This is a genomic window from Biformimicrobium ophioploci (assembly GCF_030270605.1).
In the GTDB taxonomy this organism is placed as follows: Bacteria; Pseudomonadota; Gammaproteobacteria; order Pseudomonadales; family Cellvibrionaceae; genus Biformimicrobium; species Biformimicrobium ophioploci.
The window spans coordinates 643,211-658,817 of record NZ_BSYJ01000001.1 but is presented as its reverse complement, the minus strand read 5'-3'; the positions used below and the strand labels follow the sequence as shown (position 1 = coordinate 658,817).

The following is a 15,607-nucleotide window of genomic DNA, read 5'->3' as shown; positions in this document are numbered from 1 at the left end:
AGTGGGAGCTGAAATAGTTTGGTTGGGGGCGCTAGCTAGCGATCCAGCACCGCAGCCTTGTCCGTGCCGACACTCCCGGCGGCACTGTTCTGTACTGAGTTCGCCGACAGTATCTGCAGCCCCTTGAGCAGGCTCAACGCCTCGAACACCTGATTGTCGCGGGACTGCCAAGCCTCCACGCCATCATCACTGGCTTCTTCCCGCGCAGCGGCATTGTTCTCTGCACCGCCGTTACCGTTAGCCAGGTGTCCGGCCAGGTCCGCCTCGGTGGTGCGGCGGCGCGCCTGCAGCGTTTCCACTTTCGCGCGCTCAACCACGATATCCGGGGTGATGCCCTGGGCCTGAATCGAGCGTCCACTGGGTGTGTAATACAGCGCAGTGGTCAGTTTGATGGCGCGCTCATTACTGATCGGGATTACCGTCTGTACCGAACCCTTGCCGAAGCTGTCAGTACCCATCACCACGGCGCGGCGATGGTCCTGTAATGCGCCGGCGACAATTTCCGAAGCCGACGCGGAACCCTCATTGATCAGCACCACGATCGGAACGCCGTTGATGATGTCGCCCGGCTGCGCGGACGCGCTGAATTCGGACGTGTCATCGCGGCCCTCGGTATAGACCACCAATCCTTTCTCCAGGAATGCATCCACCACATCCACGGAGGCCTGCAACACACCGCCGGGATTGTTGCGCAGGTCCAGCACCAGACCCTTCAGGTCATTGCGCTGCTGCAGGTCGGTGACAGACTTGATGACATCAGGGCCGGTTTCCATCTGGAACTGGCCGATGCGCACGTAACCGAAACCGGGCTCCAGCATCTGCGCACGCACACTCGGCACCCGCACGCGGTCGCGCCGCACGGTGACTTCGAACGGCTGTTCGATGCCTTCGCGCGCAATGGTCATGTTGACGCTGGTGCCCACCGGGCCGCGCATGTTCTTGATCGCCTTGTCCAGCGTGGCGCCGCGCATGGACTCACCCGCAAGGCGCAGGATCACGTCACCCGCCTGCAGGCCGGCACGTGCGGCCGGGGTGCCGTCCATCGGCGTGACCACGGTGATGTGGCCGCGGCCCACGGCAATCTCCACCCCCAGGCCGGTGAACTCACCGGTGGTGTTTTCCTGCAGGTCGGAGAAGGAGCTGCTGTCGAGGTAGGCGGAGTGGGGATCGAGGCCCTGCAACATGCCGCGGATGGCATGCTCGAGCAGTGTGCGGTCGTCGATTTCATTGACGTAGCCGCGGCGGATCTGCTCGAACACCTTGGCAAAGGTGCGCAGGTCTTCCAGTGGCAGGCGCGCCTCCGGATTTTCAGCCTGCTCCGATCCGGCTTCAGCCAGACCCATTACCGGCAGGGTCGCCAGCGCTGTTGCGCCAATGACACCGACACACAGGCGCTTTAACTTGCGGGGGATTTGCATGGAGATTTCCTCGGCCCTGACTTCCCTTCAGATTAGAAGTGTAGACCCGAGGCTCCCCCCGCCTGCTGAAAATGGCGCCGGATTACCCGGCGCGCGCGACGCGCAATTCCAACTGCGACACGGTTCGCTGTCAGCCGCGACACCAGCTCATCGGGTCGACCGGCTTGCCGTGACGGCGTATCTCAAAGTAAACACCGTGACGATCGTGGCCGCCACTGTTGCCGACGCGGGCGATGGTGTCGCCCGCTTCTACCCAGTCGCCCAGCTCACGGGACAGCGCCTGGTTGTGGCCGTACAGGCTCATGTAGCCGTCGCCGTGGTCGAGGATAATCAGCAGGCCCAGGTTGCGCAGGTAATCGGAAAACACCACGCGCCCGCGGTGGATGGCGCGCACTGCGGTGCCCTCACTGGCGCGGATGTTGATGCCCTGCCAGTCCAGCCCGCTGTCACGGCGGCTGCCAAATGCATTGCCGCGGCGCCCCTTGACCGGCCACGCCATCTTGCCGCGCCGGCTCTTGAAGCTGGCACCGTCCTGCGGGCTTACCAGCGAGGCCAGCGCGTCGCTGACGCTGTCGAGTATTTTCTGCAGCCGTTGCCGGTCTGCCTGCAGGCGCTGCAATTGCTCACTGCGGCTGCCGAGTTTCTTCGCCAGTGCATCCAGGGTCTGGCGCCGGTCCTGCTGGCGCGCGCGTAAATCCTGCTGGCGACTGGCGAGCTGGTCGCGCTCGCGTCGCAGTGCGCTGGTCTCCGCCTCGATATCCAGGCGCACCCGTTCCAGGGATTCGAGGTTTTCGCTATAGGCGGTGAGGGTCTGGCTGCGGGCGGAGAGGAGGTAATCGTGGTAGCGGAGGAGGCGGGCGACCTGTTGCGGGTCTTGCTGGTTGAGCAGGAGTTTGAGTTGCTCCTGCCGGCCCATCTGGTAGGCGGTGGCGATTTCCCTTTCCACCTGCCCCTGCATACTTCGCTGGCCCGTCTCCAGCGTTTTCTTTTCCTGGTGCAGCTTCTTGAGTTTATCCTGCCGCGTCTTCAGGTCTTTCTTGATCTTGTCGACCCGCTCGCTCAGGGTGCCGATGTCCACTTCGTTGCGCTCGAGCGCGGCCAGTAATTTCTGGCGCTCGGTCTTCACCTCGCTGAGTTCTTTCTTCAGCAATGCAATGTTCTTTTGCACGGCCTCCAGGCGTTTCTGGTCATCGGCCATTGCCGGCGTGCCCAGCAACAGGCTCGCCAGCAGCAACGGAAATATCAAAACTCTGTGCATCGGTTTTTATTTTTTACGCTTCTAAGCTTCAAGGTTCAGTCAAATTCCACCAGGCTGCGGCCGGTCATCTCTTCCGGCTGCGGCAGATCCATCAGCGCCAGCATGGTCGGCGCCACATCGGCGAGGCTGCCATTGTCCGACAGCTTCACCGCGCGCTCACCGATATACACAAACGGCACCGGCAGGGTGGAGTGCTGGGTGCTGACCTGGCCGGAGCCGGCGTCGAACATCTCCTCGACGTTGCCGTGGTCCGCAGTGATCAGCACCTCGCCGCCGGCGGCCAGTGCCGCTTCGACCACGCGCTCCACGCAGCCATCCAGCGCTTCCACCGCCTTTACTGCGGCGTCAAAGCTGCCGGTGTGGCCCACCATGTCGCCGTTGGCGTAGTTACAGATAATGGCATCAAACTCGTCGCTGGCAATGGCCGCGACCAACTTGTCGGTCACTTCCGGCGCACTCATTTCCGGCTGCAGGTCGTAGGTGGCGACGTCCGGGGATTTCACCAGGATGCGCTCCTCGCCCGCATAAGGTTCTTCACGGCCACCGCTGAAGAAGAAAGTCACGTGCGCGTACTTCTCGGTCTCGGCAATGCGCAGCTGCTTGCGGCCGATACCGGACAGGTACTCACCGAGGGAGTTGGTCAGCGGCTCCGGCGGGAAGGCACAGGCGGCGTCGATATTGGCTGCATATTCAGTGGTCATCACGAAGCGCACCTGCGGCTGCTGTGCACGCTTGAAGCCATCGAAGTCGCCATCGACAAACGCGCGGCTGATCTGGCGCGCGCGGTCCGGGCGGAAGTTCATAAACAGCAGCGCGTCGCCATCCTCGATTGCGACCGCATCGCCGATCGCGGTGGGCTGTACGAATTCGTCGTTCTCATCGCGCGCGTAGGCGGCCTTGAGGCCAGCAACGGAGGAGCCCTCGCTGTATTCGGCCACGCCCTCGGTCAGCAGGCGGTAGGCGCGCTCGGTGCGATCCCAGCGCTGGTCGCGGTCCATGGCGTAGTAGCGGCCACAGATGCTGGCAATACGGCCCACGCCCAGTGCGTCAAACACCTGGTCCAGGCGCGCCAGTGAATCCTCCGCGCTGCGCGGCGGCGTGTCGCGACCGTCGAGGAATGCGTGCAGGTAGATCTTGCTGGCACCGCGCTGCGCCGCCAGGGTCGCCATGGCCACAAAGTGGTCCTCGTGGCTGTGTACACCGCCCGGCGACAGCAGGCCCATGATATGGACCGCCTTGCCGGCGGCCACGGCCTTGTCCACCGCCTCGGTGTAGGCCGGGTTGCGGAAGAAGTCGCCGTCCTTGATGGATTTGTTGATGCGGGTGTAGTTCTGGTAGACGACACGGCCGGCACCCAGAGTCATGTGACCCACCTCGGAATTACCCATCTGCCCTTCCGGCAGGCCCACCGCCATACCAGAGGTCTGGATCAGGGTGTGCGGGCGCTCGGCCCAGATGCGGTCCCAAACCGGTGAATTGGCAGCGTGGATGGCGTTGTGTTCCGGGTTATCGCTGTGACCGAAGCCGTCCAGGATAAGCAGCACCAACGGGCGTTTCGCTGAGTTCTTCATTTCCACCATGAACCTATTACCTGTTAAACAGACCTAATTAGATGCGGGTTAACCGGCGCACGACCAGGCGGTCGTAGCGCAAAAACCAGAGAGGCGGCATTTTACCCAATTTCGCGCCACGGGTCGCGTTTGCCCGCCCGGCCGGGGCGGACCGGCGCGAGGCTGGTAATTCGGGCCGTTTGGCGCGAAACTGCCCGGCGCCGCGTGACCAGACTCAGGCAGCCAGCCGCTTACGGGCCGCCCATTCTGGTTAAGAAACCACCACAATGGTGTATACTGCGCCCCCTTAAAAAGGTGAAGGGCGGGACGCGGCGCGCACCCAGCAACGGACAAGAAGGTCGACAGTGGATTTTTTTCAATTTATCAGTGAACAGTGGCTGCTGGTCAGCCTGTTAGTCGTATTGATTTACGCCTTTGCCTTTACCGAGCGCGCCAAGGCGGGCAAGCCCACCGGTGTCCATGAAGTCACCCGCATGCTCAACCAGCAGCAGGCTGTGATCGTGGATGTGCGCGACAAGGACGAGTTTGCCGGCGGCCATATCGTGGATGCGATCAACATCCCGCACGGCCAGCTGAAAGAGCGCCTTGCGGAACTGAACAAGCACAAGGACAAGACCCTGATCGTCGCCGACAAGATCGGCCAGCACGCCGGCGCCGCCGGACGTCTGTTGCGCGGTGAGGGTTTCGAAGTCCGCCGCCTGGAAGGCGGCATGACCGAGTGGACCAGCCAGCAGCTGCCACTGGTCAAGTAATGATTTTGCGGCCGTCCCCGGTGGGCGGCCAGAGCAGGAATAAAGAGGTAAACGCACCATGGCGAATGTCGTCATCTACACCACGCGCTTCTGCCCCTTTTGCATCCGTGCCAAGCACCTGCTGAAGAGCAAGGGCGTCAACTACCGCGAGATCGCGGTAGACGGCAAGGCACAACTGCGCGCCGAAATGACGCGCAAGGCCGGCGGCCGCCACACAGTGCCGCAGATCTGGATTGATGACCATCACGTCGGCGGTTGTGACGAACTGATGGCCCTGGAGCGCAGTCGCCAGCTGGATTCCCTGCTGGGCCGGCAGAGCGCATAAATTTGGAAGTCGCCCTTGAAAGCCTCAGGGGCGGCCCCCATACGGATATGCACAACATAAGAAAATGCCGCTGCGGCCAGGCCGCCAGGGCAATAAATTAACTCAAGAGATAGCAGGCAGTAACATGGCTGAAGAACAGAACGCCGCAGCAACCGAAGCACAGGCCCCGGAACAGCAATTCCAGATGCAGCGCATCTACCTGAAGGACCTGTCCTTCGAGACCCCGATGGGTCCGGAAGTATTCAAGAAGCAGTGGCAGCCGCAGGTTAACCAGGAACTGAACACCAAGACCACCAAGGTCGACGAAGACCTGTACGAGGTCAACCTGACCCTGACTGTTACCACCAAGTTCGAGGAAGAAGTAGCCTTCCTGATCGAGGTGCAGCAGGCTGGCCTGTTCACCGTTGCCGGCCTCGAAGGCCAGCAGCTGGCGCAGGTGCTGAACACCGTATGCCCGAACATCCTGTTCCCGTACGCCCGTGAAGTCATCGACAACACCGTCACCAAGGGTTCCTTCCCGGCCCTGATGCTGCCGCCGATCAACTTCGACGCGCTGTTCGCCGCTGCCATGCAGCAGGCTGCGCAGGAAGCTCAGGCCAAGGAACAAGCTGACGCCTGATCACTGGCGCACAGCTCCTGAACAAGCCCCGGCGACGGGGCAATAAAAAAGGCTCCCTTTCGTTTGGAAATGGGAGCCTTTTTTATTTGTGCCGGTAATGCCGGTTTATTCCAGCCCCAGCACCTTCTTGCCCTGGATGAACGTGACATCCACCGGGATCTTCGCCGACGCCAGGCGATCCAGGTCTGCCTGCAATTCCGGCTGGATCAGGCCCTGCTCTTCCAGCAGCTTCTTCGCCTGTTCGTAGTCGCCGTCGCCCTGGATGGTGAGGATCAGGTTGGACAGCTTCGCCATGGCCGCCTGCATCTTGTCGAAGTCGACACGGTAGTGACCGGTGGCTTCGTCGCGGCTGAAGGCGCCTTCATTACGGAAGAAGTTGAATCGCATCATGTTGGCGCGGCCGTGTGCACTGGCGGCACCGAAACGCACGCTGCGGAAGATGCCGGCCATAAAGGTGACGTAGTTATCCATCACCTCGCCCTCATCCATCTCGCCCTTGTTGAACAGCTCGGTGACCATGTACAGGCCGAGGATATCCGCCTTGCCCTCTTCCAGCGGTGAAGCGGTTTCCTTCAGCGCCGCACGCACGGTCTTGCCGTCGGTGATGGTTTTCTTGATACCGAGGCCGTGCGCCACTTCGTGGAACATGGTGTTAGCAAAGAACGCCGGGAAGGTGATGTGCTTGCGCTGCTCCTCGGCGATCAGTACGTCCGAAATCGGCAGCAGGATCTTGTCGAATTTGGCGCGCATGGCGTTCTTCAGCTGCAGGCGACGGGTGCCTTTTTCCAGCTGCACCTGCTCGTCGTTCGGCAGGTTGATGGCGATGGTCTTGGAACCCGCATTGCTGTCGCCGGCATAGAAAACCACATCATAGGCATTGAGGTCGGAATCCGTGCCCGGCTCCTCTTCCTTGTACTCGTCCGCCACCGGCAGGCCGCGCTGCAGTTCCGGCAGGAAAGCCGCAAACTTGGCCAGGCGCTCGCTCCACGCCAGGTCCTTGACCAGCACGTAGGTGGAGAAGGCGGCACGGTAACCGAACAGCTGGTCTTCGTAGGTCTCGATGGGGCCGATCACCACGTCGATCGGGTTGGTCTTGACGTCCATCCAGGCGAAGTCGCTGGGCTGGTAGTCATCGGTCAGCAGCGCCTCGGCGCGCATCTCCAGGTAGTCGGCAAAACCCTTGTGCTCCGCCAGCTTGGCCGCCTCCTGCAACAGTGCTGCAGCGCGTTCGAGCGGACGGCGGTATACCTCGCTGTACGGCACCAGCTTGAGCTGGCCAGTGGCGTCATCGCGGCGTACCAGCGAGTAGAGGTCGTCCTTGTCCGGCTCATCCCAGGCTTCGAACTCTTCCTTGGTCATGTCAGCCGGGTAGAACTGGGCACCCTTGGGCTTGGGCCCGTAACCGGCCACGAACGGTCGGTTGTCCGCGAGGCGGTCCCAGGGACCGTAATTGATCCTGGCGAAGTTGCGCGCCTCCGGGTCGTCCTTCAGCGCACCCAGCAGGTCCTTGCGCCAGCCATAGGACTGGCGCCAGAACAGGCCATCCATGACCCGGCCGGCATCGATCAGCAGGCCAATCATCTTTTTCTGGTTTTCGGACAGGTGGGAGAGGTCGGTGGTCAGCTCTACCGGTACGTAGATCTCGTTGCGCGGTGCCGCGACAGCGGCATCGGTTGCCTTGGCCGCATCGGCTTGTGCAGCGTCATTGGCCGTGTCTTTGTCCGCGTTGCCGCAGGCACTGACCAGGCCGGACAGCGCGATGGCTGCGACCAGTGATTTGAGTTGCATATTGCCCCCTGGCATTCTCTTATTCTCGTCACGCATTATTACCGCGGCGAAGAGAATGTCCAGCCAGGGGGCTGTGGAGGAATAGTCAGCGCAAGTACTTACTGCGCGTCAATGGCCGCCAGCAGCTGCGCCACGCTCGGACGCTCGCGGTAGTCGGCAGAGACGTGCGCCCAGGTCACCCGGCCGTTCTTGGCCACCAGGAAAACGCCCGGCGCGCCGATCTGGTGATGCTCACGCCCGGACCAGTCTTCCAGCACAATGCCGTACTTGCGGTATTTCCTGGCGGTAGCCTCATCGATCTGTACCACCACATCGAACACCTTGTGCGCCACCATATCCGGGTCCGACAGTACCGGAAACGGGATGCTGTACCCGGCCTGGGCGATGGCAGCAGCGTCCGGCTTGTCGGCGCTGATCAGTACCGGGGTGACGCCGCGCTTTTCAAACTCCGGCCAGGCCTCGGTCAGCTGGCGGATCTGCACATTGCAGTAGGGGCACCAGCCGCCGCGGTAGAACACCACCAGCAACGGCGCACGTTCCAGCAGGTTATCCCAGCTGACCGGCTCGCCCTTGTAGGAATCGATACTGAACTTCGGTACGGCAGCCCCCGGGCGCAGGCCCTGCGCACCCTTGCCGAGGGACGCTTCGGAGCTGACTTTCAGCTCCGGTAACTTCTGCGGCAGCTGCAATTCCTGTGCATTCAATGAAAAGGCGACCGACAGTGCGCCGACCAGTAACAGCATGCGCTTGAGTATCAATGTGCACTCCTTCCTAGAAGAAAATGGGTACGTTTAAATTCAGCTGGCCAGGTGGGCCTGCAGCTGGGCGCGGATATCGTCGGGAATCGGCGCAGACTTCTGCGCAGCATAGTCGAAGTGCACCATTACGCAGTCACCGGCGGCCACCTGCTTGCCGTCCTGCCACGCTTCCTGGTGCACACCGAACGAGGAGTTGCCTACCTTGGACAGGCTGGTGCGTATTTCCACCGGCTTGAACAGGTAGATCTGCGCCATGAAATCCACTTCCATCTTCTTCAGGATCAGGTTCCAGTCCGCGATGGAAAGTGCGGGGTTGAACATGCGAAAAATTGGCTCGCGCCCGTGCTCAAACCACTTCGGCAGTGCGGTATTACTGACATGGCCGAGGGCATCGGTTTCGCAAAAGCGCGGTTCGATTTTATAGACAAACATGGCTTGCTCTTGATACGAATTGAGATCGCAAAGAGTACCACGTTTACTGAATATCGAGTTCCTTCAGCTTGCGCGTGAGGGTATTGCGGCCCCAGCCCAGCAGTTCCGCAGCTTCTTTCTTACGCCCGCCGGTGTGCTTGAGGGCCACATCGATCAGCGCGCGCTCGAACTTGGGTACGGCCTCGGCAAGGATGTCGCGATGACCTGCAGCCAGCTCCGCGTCCGCCCACATTTTCAGGGCGCTGTCCCAACTGCCGGCAATGGCGGTAGGCGCAGGGCGCTGCTGCAGTTCCGGCGGCAGGTCTTCGATATGAATCTCGCGGCCGGATGCCATGACGGTAATCCAACGGCAGGTGTTCTCCAGCTGGCGCACGTTGCCGGGCCAGTCCAGGTCGGAAAAAAAGGTGGCGGTTTCCGGCAACAGCTTCTTGGCTTCCACACCCAGCTCGCGTGCGGCGGCGGCAAAGAAATGCTCGGCCAGACGCGGGATATCCTCGCGCCGATCAGAAAGGCGCGGGATATGGATACGGATAACGTTGAGGCGGTGGAACAGGTCCTCGCGGAACTGGTGCTTTTCCACCAGCATCTCCAGGTCCTGGTGGGTTGCGGCAATGATACGCACATCCACCTTCACGGGCGTGCGGCCGCCAACGCGATAGAACTCGCCATCGGCCAGCACCCGCAACAAGCGCGTCTGGGTTTCCGCCGGCATATCGCCAATCTCGTCCAGGAACAGGGTACCGCCGTCGGCCTGCTCGAAACGACCCGCACGCTGTGCGGTTGCGCCGGTAAACGCGCCCTTCTCATGGCCGAACAATTCGGATTCCATCAGGTCGCGCGGAATCGCCGCCATGTTCAGGGCGATAAACGGCCGGTCGCGGCGCGGGCTGTGGTTGTGGAGCGCGCGCGCCACCAGTTCCTTACCGGTGCCGGATTCACCATTGATCAATACAGTGATATTGGAAGTGGACAAACGACCAATCGCGCGAAACACCTCCTGCATCGCAGGTGCCTCGCCGATGATCTCGCGCGCCTCTTGCGGTGGCTCAACGGTGCCACCGGCGTTCAGCACTTCATCCGAGTGCGCAAGTGCGCGCTGCACTGTGGCTACGGCTTCATCCACATCGAATGGCTTCGGCAGGTATTCAAAAGCACCGCCCTGGTAGGCCGCCACGGCACTGTCGAGGTCCGAGTGTGCGGTCATGATAATCATGGGCATCTGCGGTGCTTCGGCCTGCATCCGCTGCAACAGCTTGAGGCCATCGATGCCGGGCATGCGGATATCGCTGATCACCACATCCGGTTGCTCGTTGTAGAAATCCGAGAGCGCATCGTCGCCGCTTTCGTAACAGCGCGTCTCGATATCGACCTGCTGCAGGGCGCGCTCCAGTACCCAGCGGATGGAGCGGTCGTCATCGATGATCCAGACTCTTTTCGGCATCGGTTGTAAATCCCCTTAACCCTGCCCGGCTTGCAGCGGCAGGTATATTGAAAACTCGGTATTGCCCGGAGCGCTATCGCACTCGATCAGGCCTTCGTGCTGGTTGACGATCTGCTGCGCCATCGACAGGCCGATACCGCTGCCGGCCGCGCGGCCGGAAATCATCGGATAGAAAATCCGCTCGCGGATCTCCGGCAAAACACCGGGACCGTTGTCGATGACCGAAATACGGCATACCAGCCGATGGGTATGGCGGCCAATAGTGAACTGGCGCTGCACCCGGGTGCGCAGCGTGATCTCACCGTTTTCCAGCCCCGGGCCCTCGGCAATGGCCTGCATCGCGTTGCGTACAATATTCAGCAGCGCCTGCACCATTTGCTCACCGTCGAGCGGCAGATCGGGGATGGAAACGTCGTAATCGCGCCGGATACGCAGGCGCCCCTTGCACTCCGCATCGATCAGCTGCGCCACCCGCTCGAGCAACTGGTGCACATTGCTCGGCTTGAGCTTGGGCGCGCGGCGCGGGCCCAGCAGTCTATCCACCAGATTGCGCAGGCGATCCGCCTCATCGATGATGATGCGGGTGTATTCCTCCAGGCCCGGTTCCGGCAATTCGCGCTGCAGCAACTGCGCCGCGCCGCGGATACCACCCAGCGGATTCTTCACTTCGTGCGCCATGCCGCGCACCAGGTCGCGGGTGGTCTCGTGCGCAGCGATCAACTCGTCCTCACGCGCGATGCGCAGCAGGCGATCCATCGGCTGCACTTCCAGCATCAGCAGGCCCTGGTCCTGAACCGGGGTCACGGAGTAATCCACGGTACAGGAGCCACCACCCGGCAGGTGCCACTCGACCCGGCGCTTGGTGAAGCGCAGGCCGTTGGCGAGTGCGCTGTGCATTTCTGCCGGCGCATCACCGGACTCGTCGTACAGCTGCGTAACAGACTGCCCGAGCAGGCGCTCGCTGGAGGTCGCCAGCAGATCCTCACCGGCGCCATTGATGTAGCGCAGCGTCAATTCGTCATCCAGTACCAGCAGGGCCGTACTGAGGTTGTCCAGTATCTGGCGCACCTGGCTGTCGTTGAGCATTGGAATTCCCAATCCATCCTCGCTGTTTTCAACACTGCAAAAAGCAATCCAACTTTTTACAGGCGCGATAAAAAACTTCGGCGAACTGCTGTACTGGCGGAACGCCGGCTGATGGTAAATACGATGGGCGGACGCCCGGGAGGGGATTACGCCCTTGCACCATTATGGTGCGAGGGCGCCGGCATCTCAAATAAAACGGACTAGCGGTCAGCGATTGAGCGGCTGCGGGCGGGGCCGCACACCCGGTGCGGCGGGCATCTGTGGCGCTTGGGGGGCACCCGCGGCCGGGATATCCGGTACCTGCAGGCCGGGGCGCTTCACGAATACGGTAATCACCTGGCTACGGCCCAGTTCACGCCCGTCCGCATCCAGCAGCACCGCCTGCAGGGTATGGGTGCCGCGCTCGATGGCGGAGATATTCACGGCGGTGCTGTCGGGCACGGCCGGGGACGGGCGCCCGTCAATCAGTGCAATGACACTGTGGCCCCCGAGCGGCCAGGGGTTGATCGCCACCTCCATCATCAGCACGCGCTCACCGGGGGTAATGGTGCTGCCGTCTGCGGGATAGACAATATAGAAGTCACCGCCCTGCATCGCTGGCGCGCGCCCGTCATCCACGCTCAGCTTGCGCTCCGGCATCTTCGGCTTCACTGCCGGTACGGTACTGACCTGGCGCTGCGGCAGCTTTACTGCCTTGCCGTTTTTCGGCGCCACATCGGTAAACGTGACAGTGCCGTCCGGCCCCACCACCTTGTAGATGGTCTTGCCATCGCTTTTCCCTTGATTGCCCTGCGCCAGTGCCAGCGTACTGCACAGCAGTATCAGCACAGCTGATGCCAGTGTTCTCATGATCCAATCATCCCAATTACCTGCGACCTGTATACCGTGATTTAGACAGGGCTGCACCCGCCTCGTTCACAGGCTCCCTAACAAGCCTAGCTGCAGGCATAAAAAAACCCGCGCCGTGGCGCGGGTTTCTGGTAAGCGCTGTCGCGACTTACACGGAGTAGTACATTTCAAATTCGACCGGGTGAGTGGTCATATTGAGACGCTCTACTTCCTCACGCTTCAGCTCGATGTAGGCATCGATCGCGTCGTCGGTGAATACGCCGCCTTCGGTCAGGAACTCGCGGTCCTGGTCCAGCGCGTCCAGGGCCTGCTCCAGGCTGGAAGCAACGGTCGGGTACTCGGCCAGCTCTTCCGCCGGCAGGTCGTACAGGTCCTTGTCCGCAGCATCGCCCGGGTGGATCTTGTTCTTCACGCCGTCGAGGCCAGCCATCAGCAGCGCGGAGAAGGCCAGGTACGGGTTGGCAGTCGGATCCGGGAAGCGGGTCTCGATACGCTTGCCCTTGGCGCTCGCCACGTACGGGATACGGATGGAAGCGGAACGGTTACGCGCGGAGTACGCCAGGATTACCGGTGCTTCGAAGCCCGGTACCAGACGCTTGTAGGAGTTGGTGGAAGCGTTACACAGCGCGTTCAGTGCGCGTGCGTGCTTGATGATGCCGCCAACGTAGTACAGTGCGGTCTCGGACAGGCCAGCGTAAGCGTCGCCCGCGAACTGGTTTACACCGTCCTTAACGAAAGACTGGTGCACGTGCATACCGGAACCGTTATCGCCAACCAGCGGCTTCGGCATAAAGGTCGCAGTCTTGCCGTAAGCGTGCGCAACGTTGTGTACCGCGTACTTGAGGATCTGGACTTCGTCCGCCTTCTTGGTCAGGGTGTTGGCGCCAACGCCGATTTCACACTGGCCCGCAGTACCCACTTCGTGGTGATGTACTTCGATGGTCAGGCCCATGTCTGCCATGGCAGTACACATGGCGGCACGGATGTCGTGCAGGGAATCAACCGGCGGAACCGGGAAATAGCCGCCCTTTACGCCCGGACGGTGGCCGGTGTTGCCTTCGTCGTAGTGGTCGCCGGAAGACCAGGCTGCTTCGTCAGAGGAGATCTTGTAGAAGGCGCCGGACATGTCGGAGCCCCACTTGATGTCATCGAATACGAAGAACTCCGGCTCCGGGCCGAAGAACGCCGCATCACCCAGACCGGTGGACTTCAGGTACTCTTCCGCGCGCATGGCGATGGAACGCGGGTCGCGCTCGTAGCCCTGGCCGGTGATCGGGTCAACGATGTTACAACGCAGGATCACGGTAGCGTCGTCGGTGAAGGGATCCATAAAGGCGGTTTCGTCGTCCGGCATCAGTACCATGTCGGATTCGTTAATGCCTTTCCAGCCTGCGATGGAGGAGCCGTCGAACATCTTACCGATTTCGAAGAACTCGCCGTCGATTTCAGAGACCGGCAGGGTAACGTGCTGTTCCTTGCCCTTGGTATCGGTAAAACGCAGGTCTACCCAGCGCGCTTCGTGTTCCTTGATTAACCCCAGGGTGTTCTGTGACATTCAGGCTTCTCCAGTGAATTCCAGATTTCAAGTTGAACGGCCGCGGTTGCGACCGGAATGATCCATTACCAGCAATTTGCGTGCCACTTTGCCAAGCCGCAGCTGGCGCGGGGTTTTACGTGAATTGCCGGACTGCAGCGGGGACCGAAGCACTATTATGGTGCGCACCCAAAAACAGGGCGCACTTTTTTGGTGCAGAACATCCGTCGGGCTGCTGACGAGTCGCTAGTTTATAATGGTGCCAGCATTCACTTCATCCACCGGAATCCGAAATCCATGCATTTTGTCGTCAAATTCTTCCCGGAAATCACCATCAAGAGCAACCCGGTGCGCAAGCGCATGTCGCGCCAGCTCAAGGAAAACCTGCGCAGGCTACTGCGCGCGGTGGATGAGCGCATCAAGGTTCGCCAGGATTGGGAGAAAATCGATGTGTCCGTACCGGACGGCGAGGCGCATCTGGGCGAGCGCGTGGAAGAGGTACTGGCGCATACGCCGGGTATCGCCAATTTTGCCCGGGTACAGCAGTTCCCATTGGTCGACCTGCACGATATCTACGAGAAGACTGCCTCAATTTGGGGCAAGGCGCTGGCGGGCAAAACTTTCTGCGTCCGGGTCAAGCGCACCGGCCAGCACGACTTCAGTTCGCTGGACGTGGAGCAGTACGTCGGCGGCGGCCTCAACCAGCATTTCGACAGCGCCGGGGTCAAGCTCAAGCACCCGGATATCACCGTGCGCATGGAGATCCGCAAGGACACCGTCAATGTGATCGAGCAGCAGCATAAAGGCCTTGGCGGCTTCCCGCTCGGCACCCAGGAGGCGGTGGTGTCGCTGGTGTCCGGCGGCTTCGATTCCACCGTGGCCAGCTACCTGACCGTAAAACGCGGCATCCGCACCCACTTCTGCTTCTTCAACCTGGGCGGGCGCGCGCACGAGCTGGGCGTGAAGGAGATTGCGTTTTACCTATGGAACAAGTTCGGCAGCTCGCACCGGGTACAGTTCATCACCGTGCCGTTCGACGGTGTGGTGGCGGAGATCCTGGAGAATGTCGACGATTCGCACATGGGCGTGATCCTCAAGCGGATGATGCTGCGCGCCGCCACCGAGGTGGCCAATGAATACAACGTGGATGCGCTGGTTACCGGCGAGGCGGTGGCACAGGTTTCCAGCCAGACGCTGCGCAACCTGTCCGTGATCGACCGTGCCACCGACATGCTGGTACTGCGGCCGCTTGCCACCTCGGACAAGAACGACATCATCCGCACCGCGCGCGAGATCGGCGCCGAGGATTTCGCGGCGAATATCCCTGAGTACTGCGGCGTGATCTCCGTGCGCCCCACCACCAAAGCCAAGCTGGAGCGGGTGCTGGAAGAAGAAAACAATTTTGACTTCAGTGTGCTGGACCGCGCGATCGAGGAACGCGTGGCGCAGAACATCGATGAGGTGATGGAGGATGTGCTGCACGAGCACCAGGAAGTGCGGGTCAGTTCCAGTGTGCCGGCCGGTGCGGTGATCATCGATATCCGCCACCCCACCGACGAGGAGATCAACCCGCTGGAAATGGATGGCATCGAAGTGCAGGCCATTCCATTCTACCGCCTCAGCACTGCGGCGCAGGAACTGGATAAGGACAGGAGCTACCTGCTGTACTGCGACAAGGGTGTGATGAGCCAGCTGCATGCCTCGCACCTTGCGGACGCGGGCTACGTCAATTTCAGCGTCTATCGTCCAGAGAAGTAAATTCCGGCACCCCGACCC

General features: G+C 61.3%; 14 protein-coding genes. 4 read left to right on the top strand and 10 right to left on the bottom strand.

The features are described from left to right. Window positions 1-35: 35 nt before the first annotated feature. From QSJ80_RS02850 to gpmI, 3 genes are all read right to left on the bottom strand, one after another. Window positions 36-1,418: a S41 family peptidase gene (locus tag QSJ80_RS02850; protein WP_285762754.1), complete on the bottom strand. Its 1,383-nt coding sequence runs from the start codon at window positions 1,416-1,418 to the stop codon at window positions 36-38. Window positions 1,419-1,548: 130 nt separating this feature from the next. Next, window positions 1,549-2,664: a murein hydrolase activator EnvC family protein gene (locus tag QSJ80_RS02845; protein WP_285762753.1), complete on the bottom strand. Its 1,116-nt coding sequence runs from the start codon at window positions 2,662-2,664 to the stop codon at window positions 1,549-1,551. A gap of 47 nt (window positions 2,665-2,711) precedes the next feature. After that, complete coding sequence (gene gpmI, locus QSJ80_RS02840; protein ID WP_285762752.1) at window positions 2,712-4,247, bottom strand: 2,3-bisphosphoglycerate-independent phosphoglycerate mutase; 1,536 nt, start codon at window positions 4,245-4,247, stop codon at window positions 2,712-2,714. A 344-nt stretch (window positions 4,248-4,591) separates the two neighbouring features. Between gpmI and QSJ80_RS02835 the strand changes: the two genes are divergently transcribed. The 3 genes from QSJ80_RS02835 (at window position 4,592) to secB (ending at window position 5,943) form a co-directional block, all read left to right on the top strand. Beyond that, window positions 4,592-4,999 carry a rhodanese-like domain-containing protein gene (locus tag QSJ80_RS02835; protein ID WP_285762751.1) on the top strand — a complete coding sequence of 136 codons (408 nt, stop codon included), beginning with the start codon at window positions 4,592-4,594 and terminating at the stop codon, window positions 4,997-4,999. 58 nt (window positions 5,000-5,057) lie between these two features. Further along, window positions 5,058-5,324: a glutaredoxin 3 gene (gene grxC, locus QSJ80_RS02830; protein ID WP_285762750.1), complete on the top strand. Its 267-nt coding sequence runs from the start codon at window positions 5,058-5,060 to the stop codon at window positions 5,322-5,324. Window positions 5,325-5,433: 109 nt separating this feature from the next. Continuing rightward, window positions 5,434-5,943, top strand: a complete 510-nt coding sequence (gene secB / locus QSJ80_RS02825; RefSeq protein WP_434219161.1) for a protein-export chaperone SecB — start codon at window positions 5,434-5,436, stop codon at window positions 5,941-5,943. A gap of 105 nt (window positions 5,944-6,048) precedes the next feature. On the opposite strand, the gene QSJ80_RS02820 is transcribed toward secB, so the two are convergent. The 7 genes from QSJ80_RS02820 to glnA form a co-directional block, all read right to left on the bottom strand. Next, window positions 6,049-7,731: a DUF8614 domain-containing protein gene (locus QSJ80_RS02820; protein ID WP_285762748.1), complete on the bottom strand. Its 1,683-nt coding sequence runs from the start codon at window positions 7,729-7,731 to the stop codon at window positions 6,049-6,051. 98 nt (window positions 7,732-7,829) lie between these two features. After that, the gene (locus tag QSJ80_RS02815; RefSeq protein ID WP_285762747.1) at window positions 7,830-8,489 is read right to left on the bottom strand and encodes a peroxiredoxin-like family protein; all 660 of its coding nucleotides are present in this window, start codon (window positions 8,487-8,489) and stop codon (window positions 7,830-7,832) included. A 39-nt stretch (window positions 8,490-8,528) separates the two neighbouring features. Next, window positions 8,529-8,921, bottom strand: coding sequence for an acyl-CoA thioesterase (locus QSJ80_RS02810; RefSeq protein ID WP_285762746.1), 393 nt, complete (start codon window positions 8,919-8,921; stop codon window positions 8,529-8,531). Window positions 8,922-8,964: 43 nt separating this feature from the next. Then, window positions 8,965-10,362, bottom strand: coding sequence for a nitrogen regulation protein NR(I) (gene ntrC, locus QSJ80_RS02805; RefSeq protein ID WP_285762745.1), 1,398 nt, complete (start codon window positions 10,360-10,362; stop codon window positions 8,965-8,967). Window positions 10,363-10,377: 15 nt separating this feature from the next. After that, complete coding sequence (glnL, locus tag QSJ80_RS02800) at window positions 10,378-11,448, bottom strand: nitrogen regulation protein NR(II) (protein ID WP_285762744.1); 1,071 nt, start codon at window positions 11,446-11,448, stop codon at window positions 10,378-10,380. A 207-nt stretch (window positions 11,449-11,655) separates the two neighbouring features. Next, the gene (locus QSJ80_RS02795; protein WP_285762743.1) at window positions 11,656-12,297 is read right to left on the bottom strand and encodes a DUF4124 domain-containing protein; all 642 of its coding nucleotides are present in this window, start codon (window positions 12,295-12,297) and stop codon (window positions 11,656-11,658) included. A 148-nt stretch (window positions 12,298-12,445) separates the two neighbouring features. Continuing rightward, window positions 12,446-13,852, bottom strand: a complete 1,407-nt coding sequence (glnA, locus tag QSJ80_RS02790; protein ID WP_285762742.1) for a glutamate--ammonia ligase — start codon at window positions 13,850-13,852, stop codon at window positions 12,446-12,448. A gap of 276 nt (window positions 13,853-14,128) precedes the next feature. Here glnA and thiI point away from each other — a divergent pair, with 276 nt between their 5' ends. Then, on the top strand, window positions 14,129-15,589 hold the full coding sequence (gene thiI, locus QSJ80_RS02785) for a tRNA uracil 4-sulfurtransferase ThiI (protein ID WP_285762741.1): 1,461 nt from the start codon (window positions 14,129-14,131) through the stop codon (window positions 15,587-15,589). Window positions 15,590-15,607 lie beyond the last annotated feature (18 nt).

Coding starts and splice junctions, on each gene's coding strand:
- thiI (WP_285762741.1), top strand. CDS start 14,129: ATGCATTTTGTCGTCAAATTCTTCCCGGAAATCACCATCAAGAGCAAC.
- gpmI (WP_285762752.1), bottom strand. CDS start 4,247: ATGAAGAACTCAGCGAAACGCCCGTTGGTGCTGCTTATCCTGGACGGC.
- glnL (WP_285762744.1), bottom strand. CDS start 11,448: ATGCTCAACGACAGCCAGGTGCGCCAGATACTGGACAACCTCAGTACG.
- QSJ80_RS02850 (WP_285762754.1), bottom strand. CDS start 1,418: ATGCAAATCCCCCGCAAGTTAAAGCGCCTGTGTGTCGGTGTCATTGGC.
- QSJ80_RS02795 (WP_285762743.1), bottom strand. CDS start 12,297: ATGAGAACACTGGCATCAGCTGTGCTGATACTGCTGTGCAGTACGCTG.
- ntrC (WP_285762745.1), bottom strand. CDS start 10,362: ATGCCGAAAAGAGTCTGGATCATCGATGACGACCGCTCCATCCGCTGG.
- glnA (WP_285762742.1), bottom strand. CDS start 13,852: ATGTCACAGAACACCCTGGGGTTAATCAAGGAACACGAAGCGCGCTGG.
- QSJ80_RS02810 (WP_285762746.1), bottom strand. CDS start 8,921: ATGTTTGTCTATAAAATCGAACCGCGCTTTTGCGAAACCGATGCCCTC.
- grxC (WP_285762750.1), top strand. CDS start 5,058: ATGGCGAATGTCGTCATCTACACCACGCGCTTCTGCCCCTTTTGCATC.
- QSJ80_RS02820 (WP_285762748.1), bottom strand. CDS start 7,731: ATGCAACTCAAATCACTGGTCGCAGCCATCGCGCTGTCCGGCCTGGTC.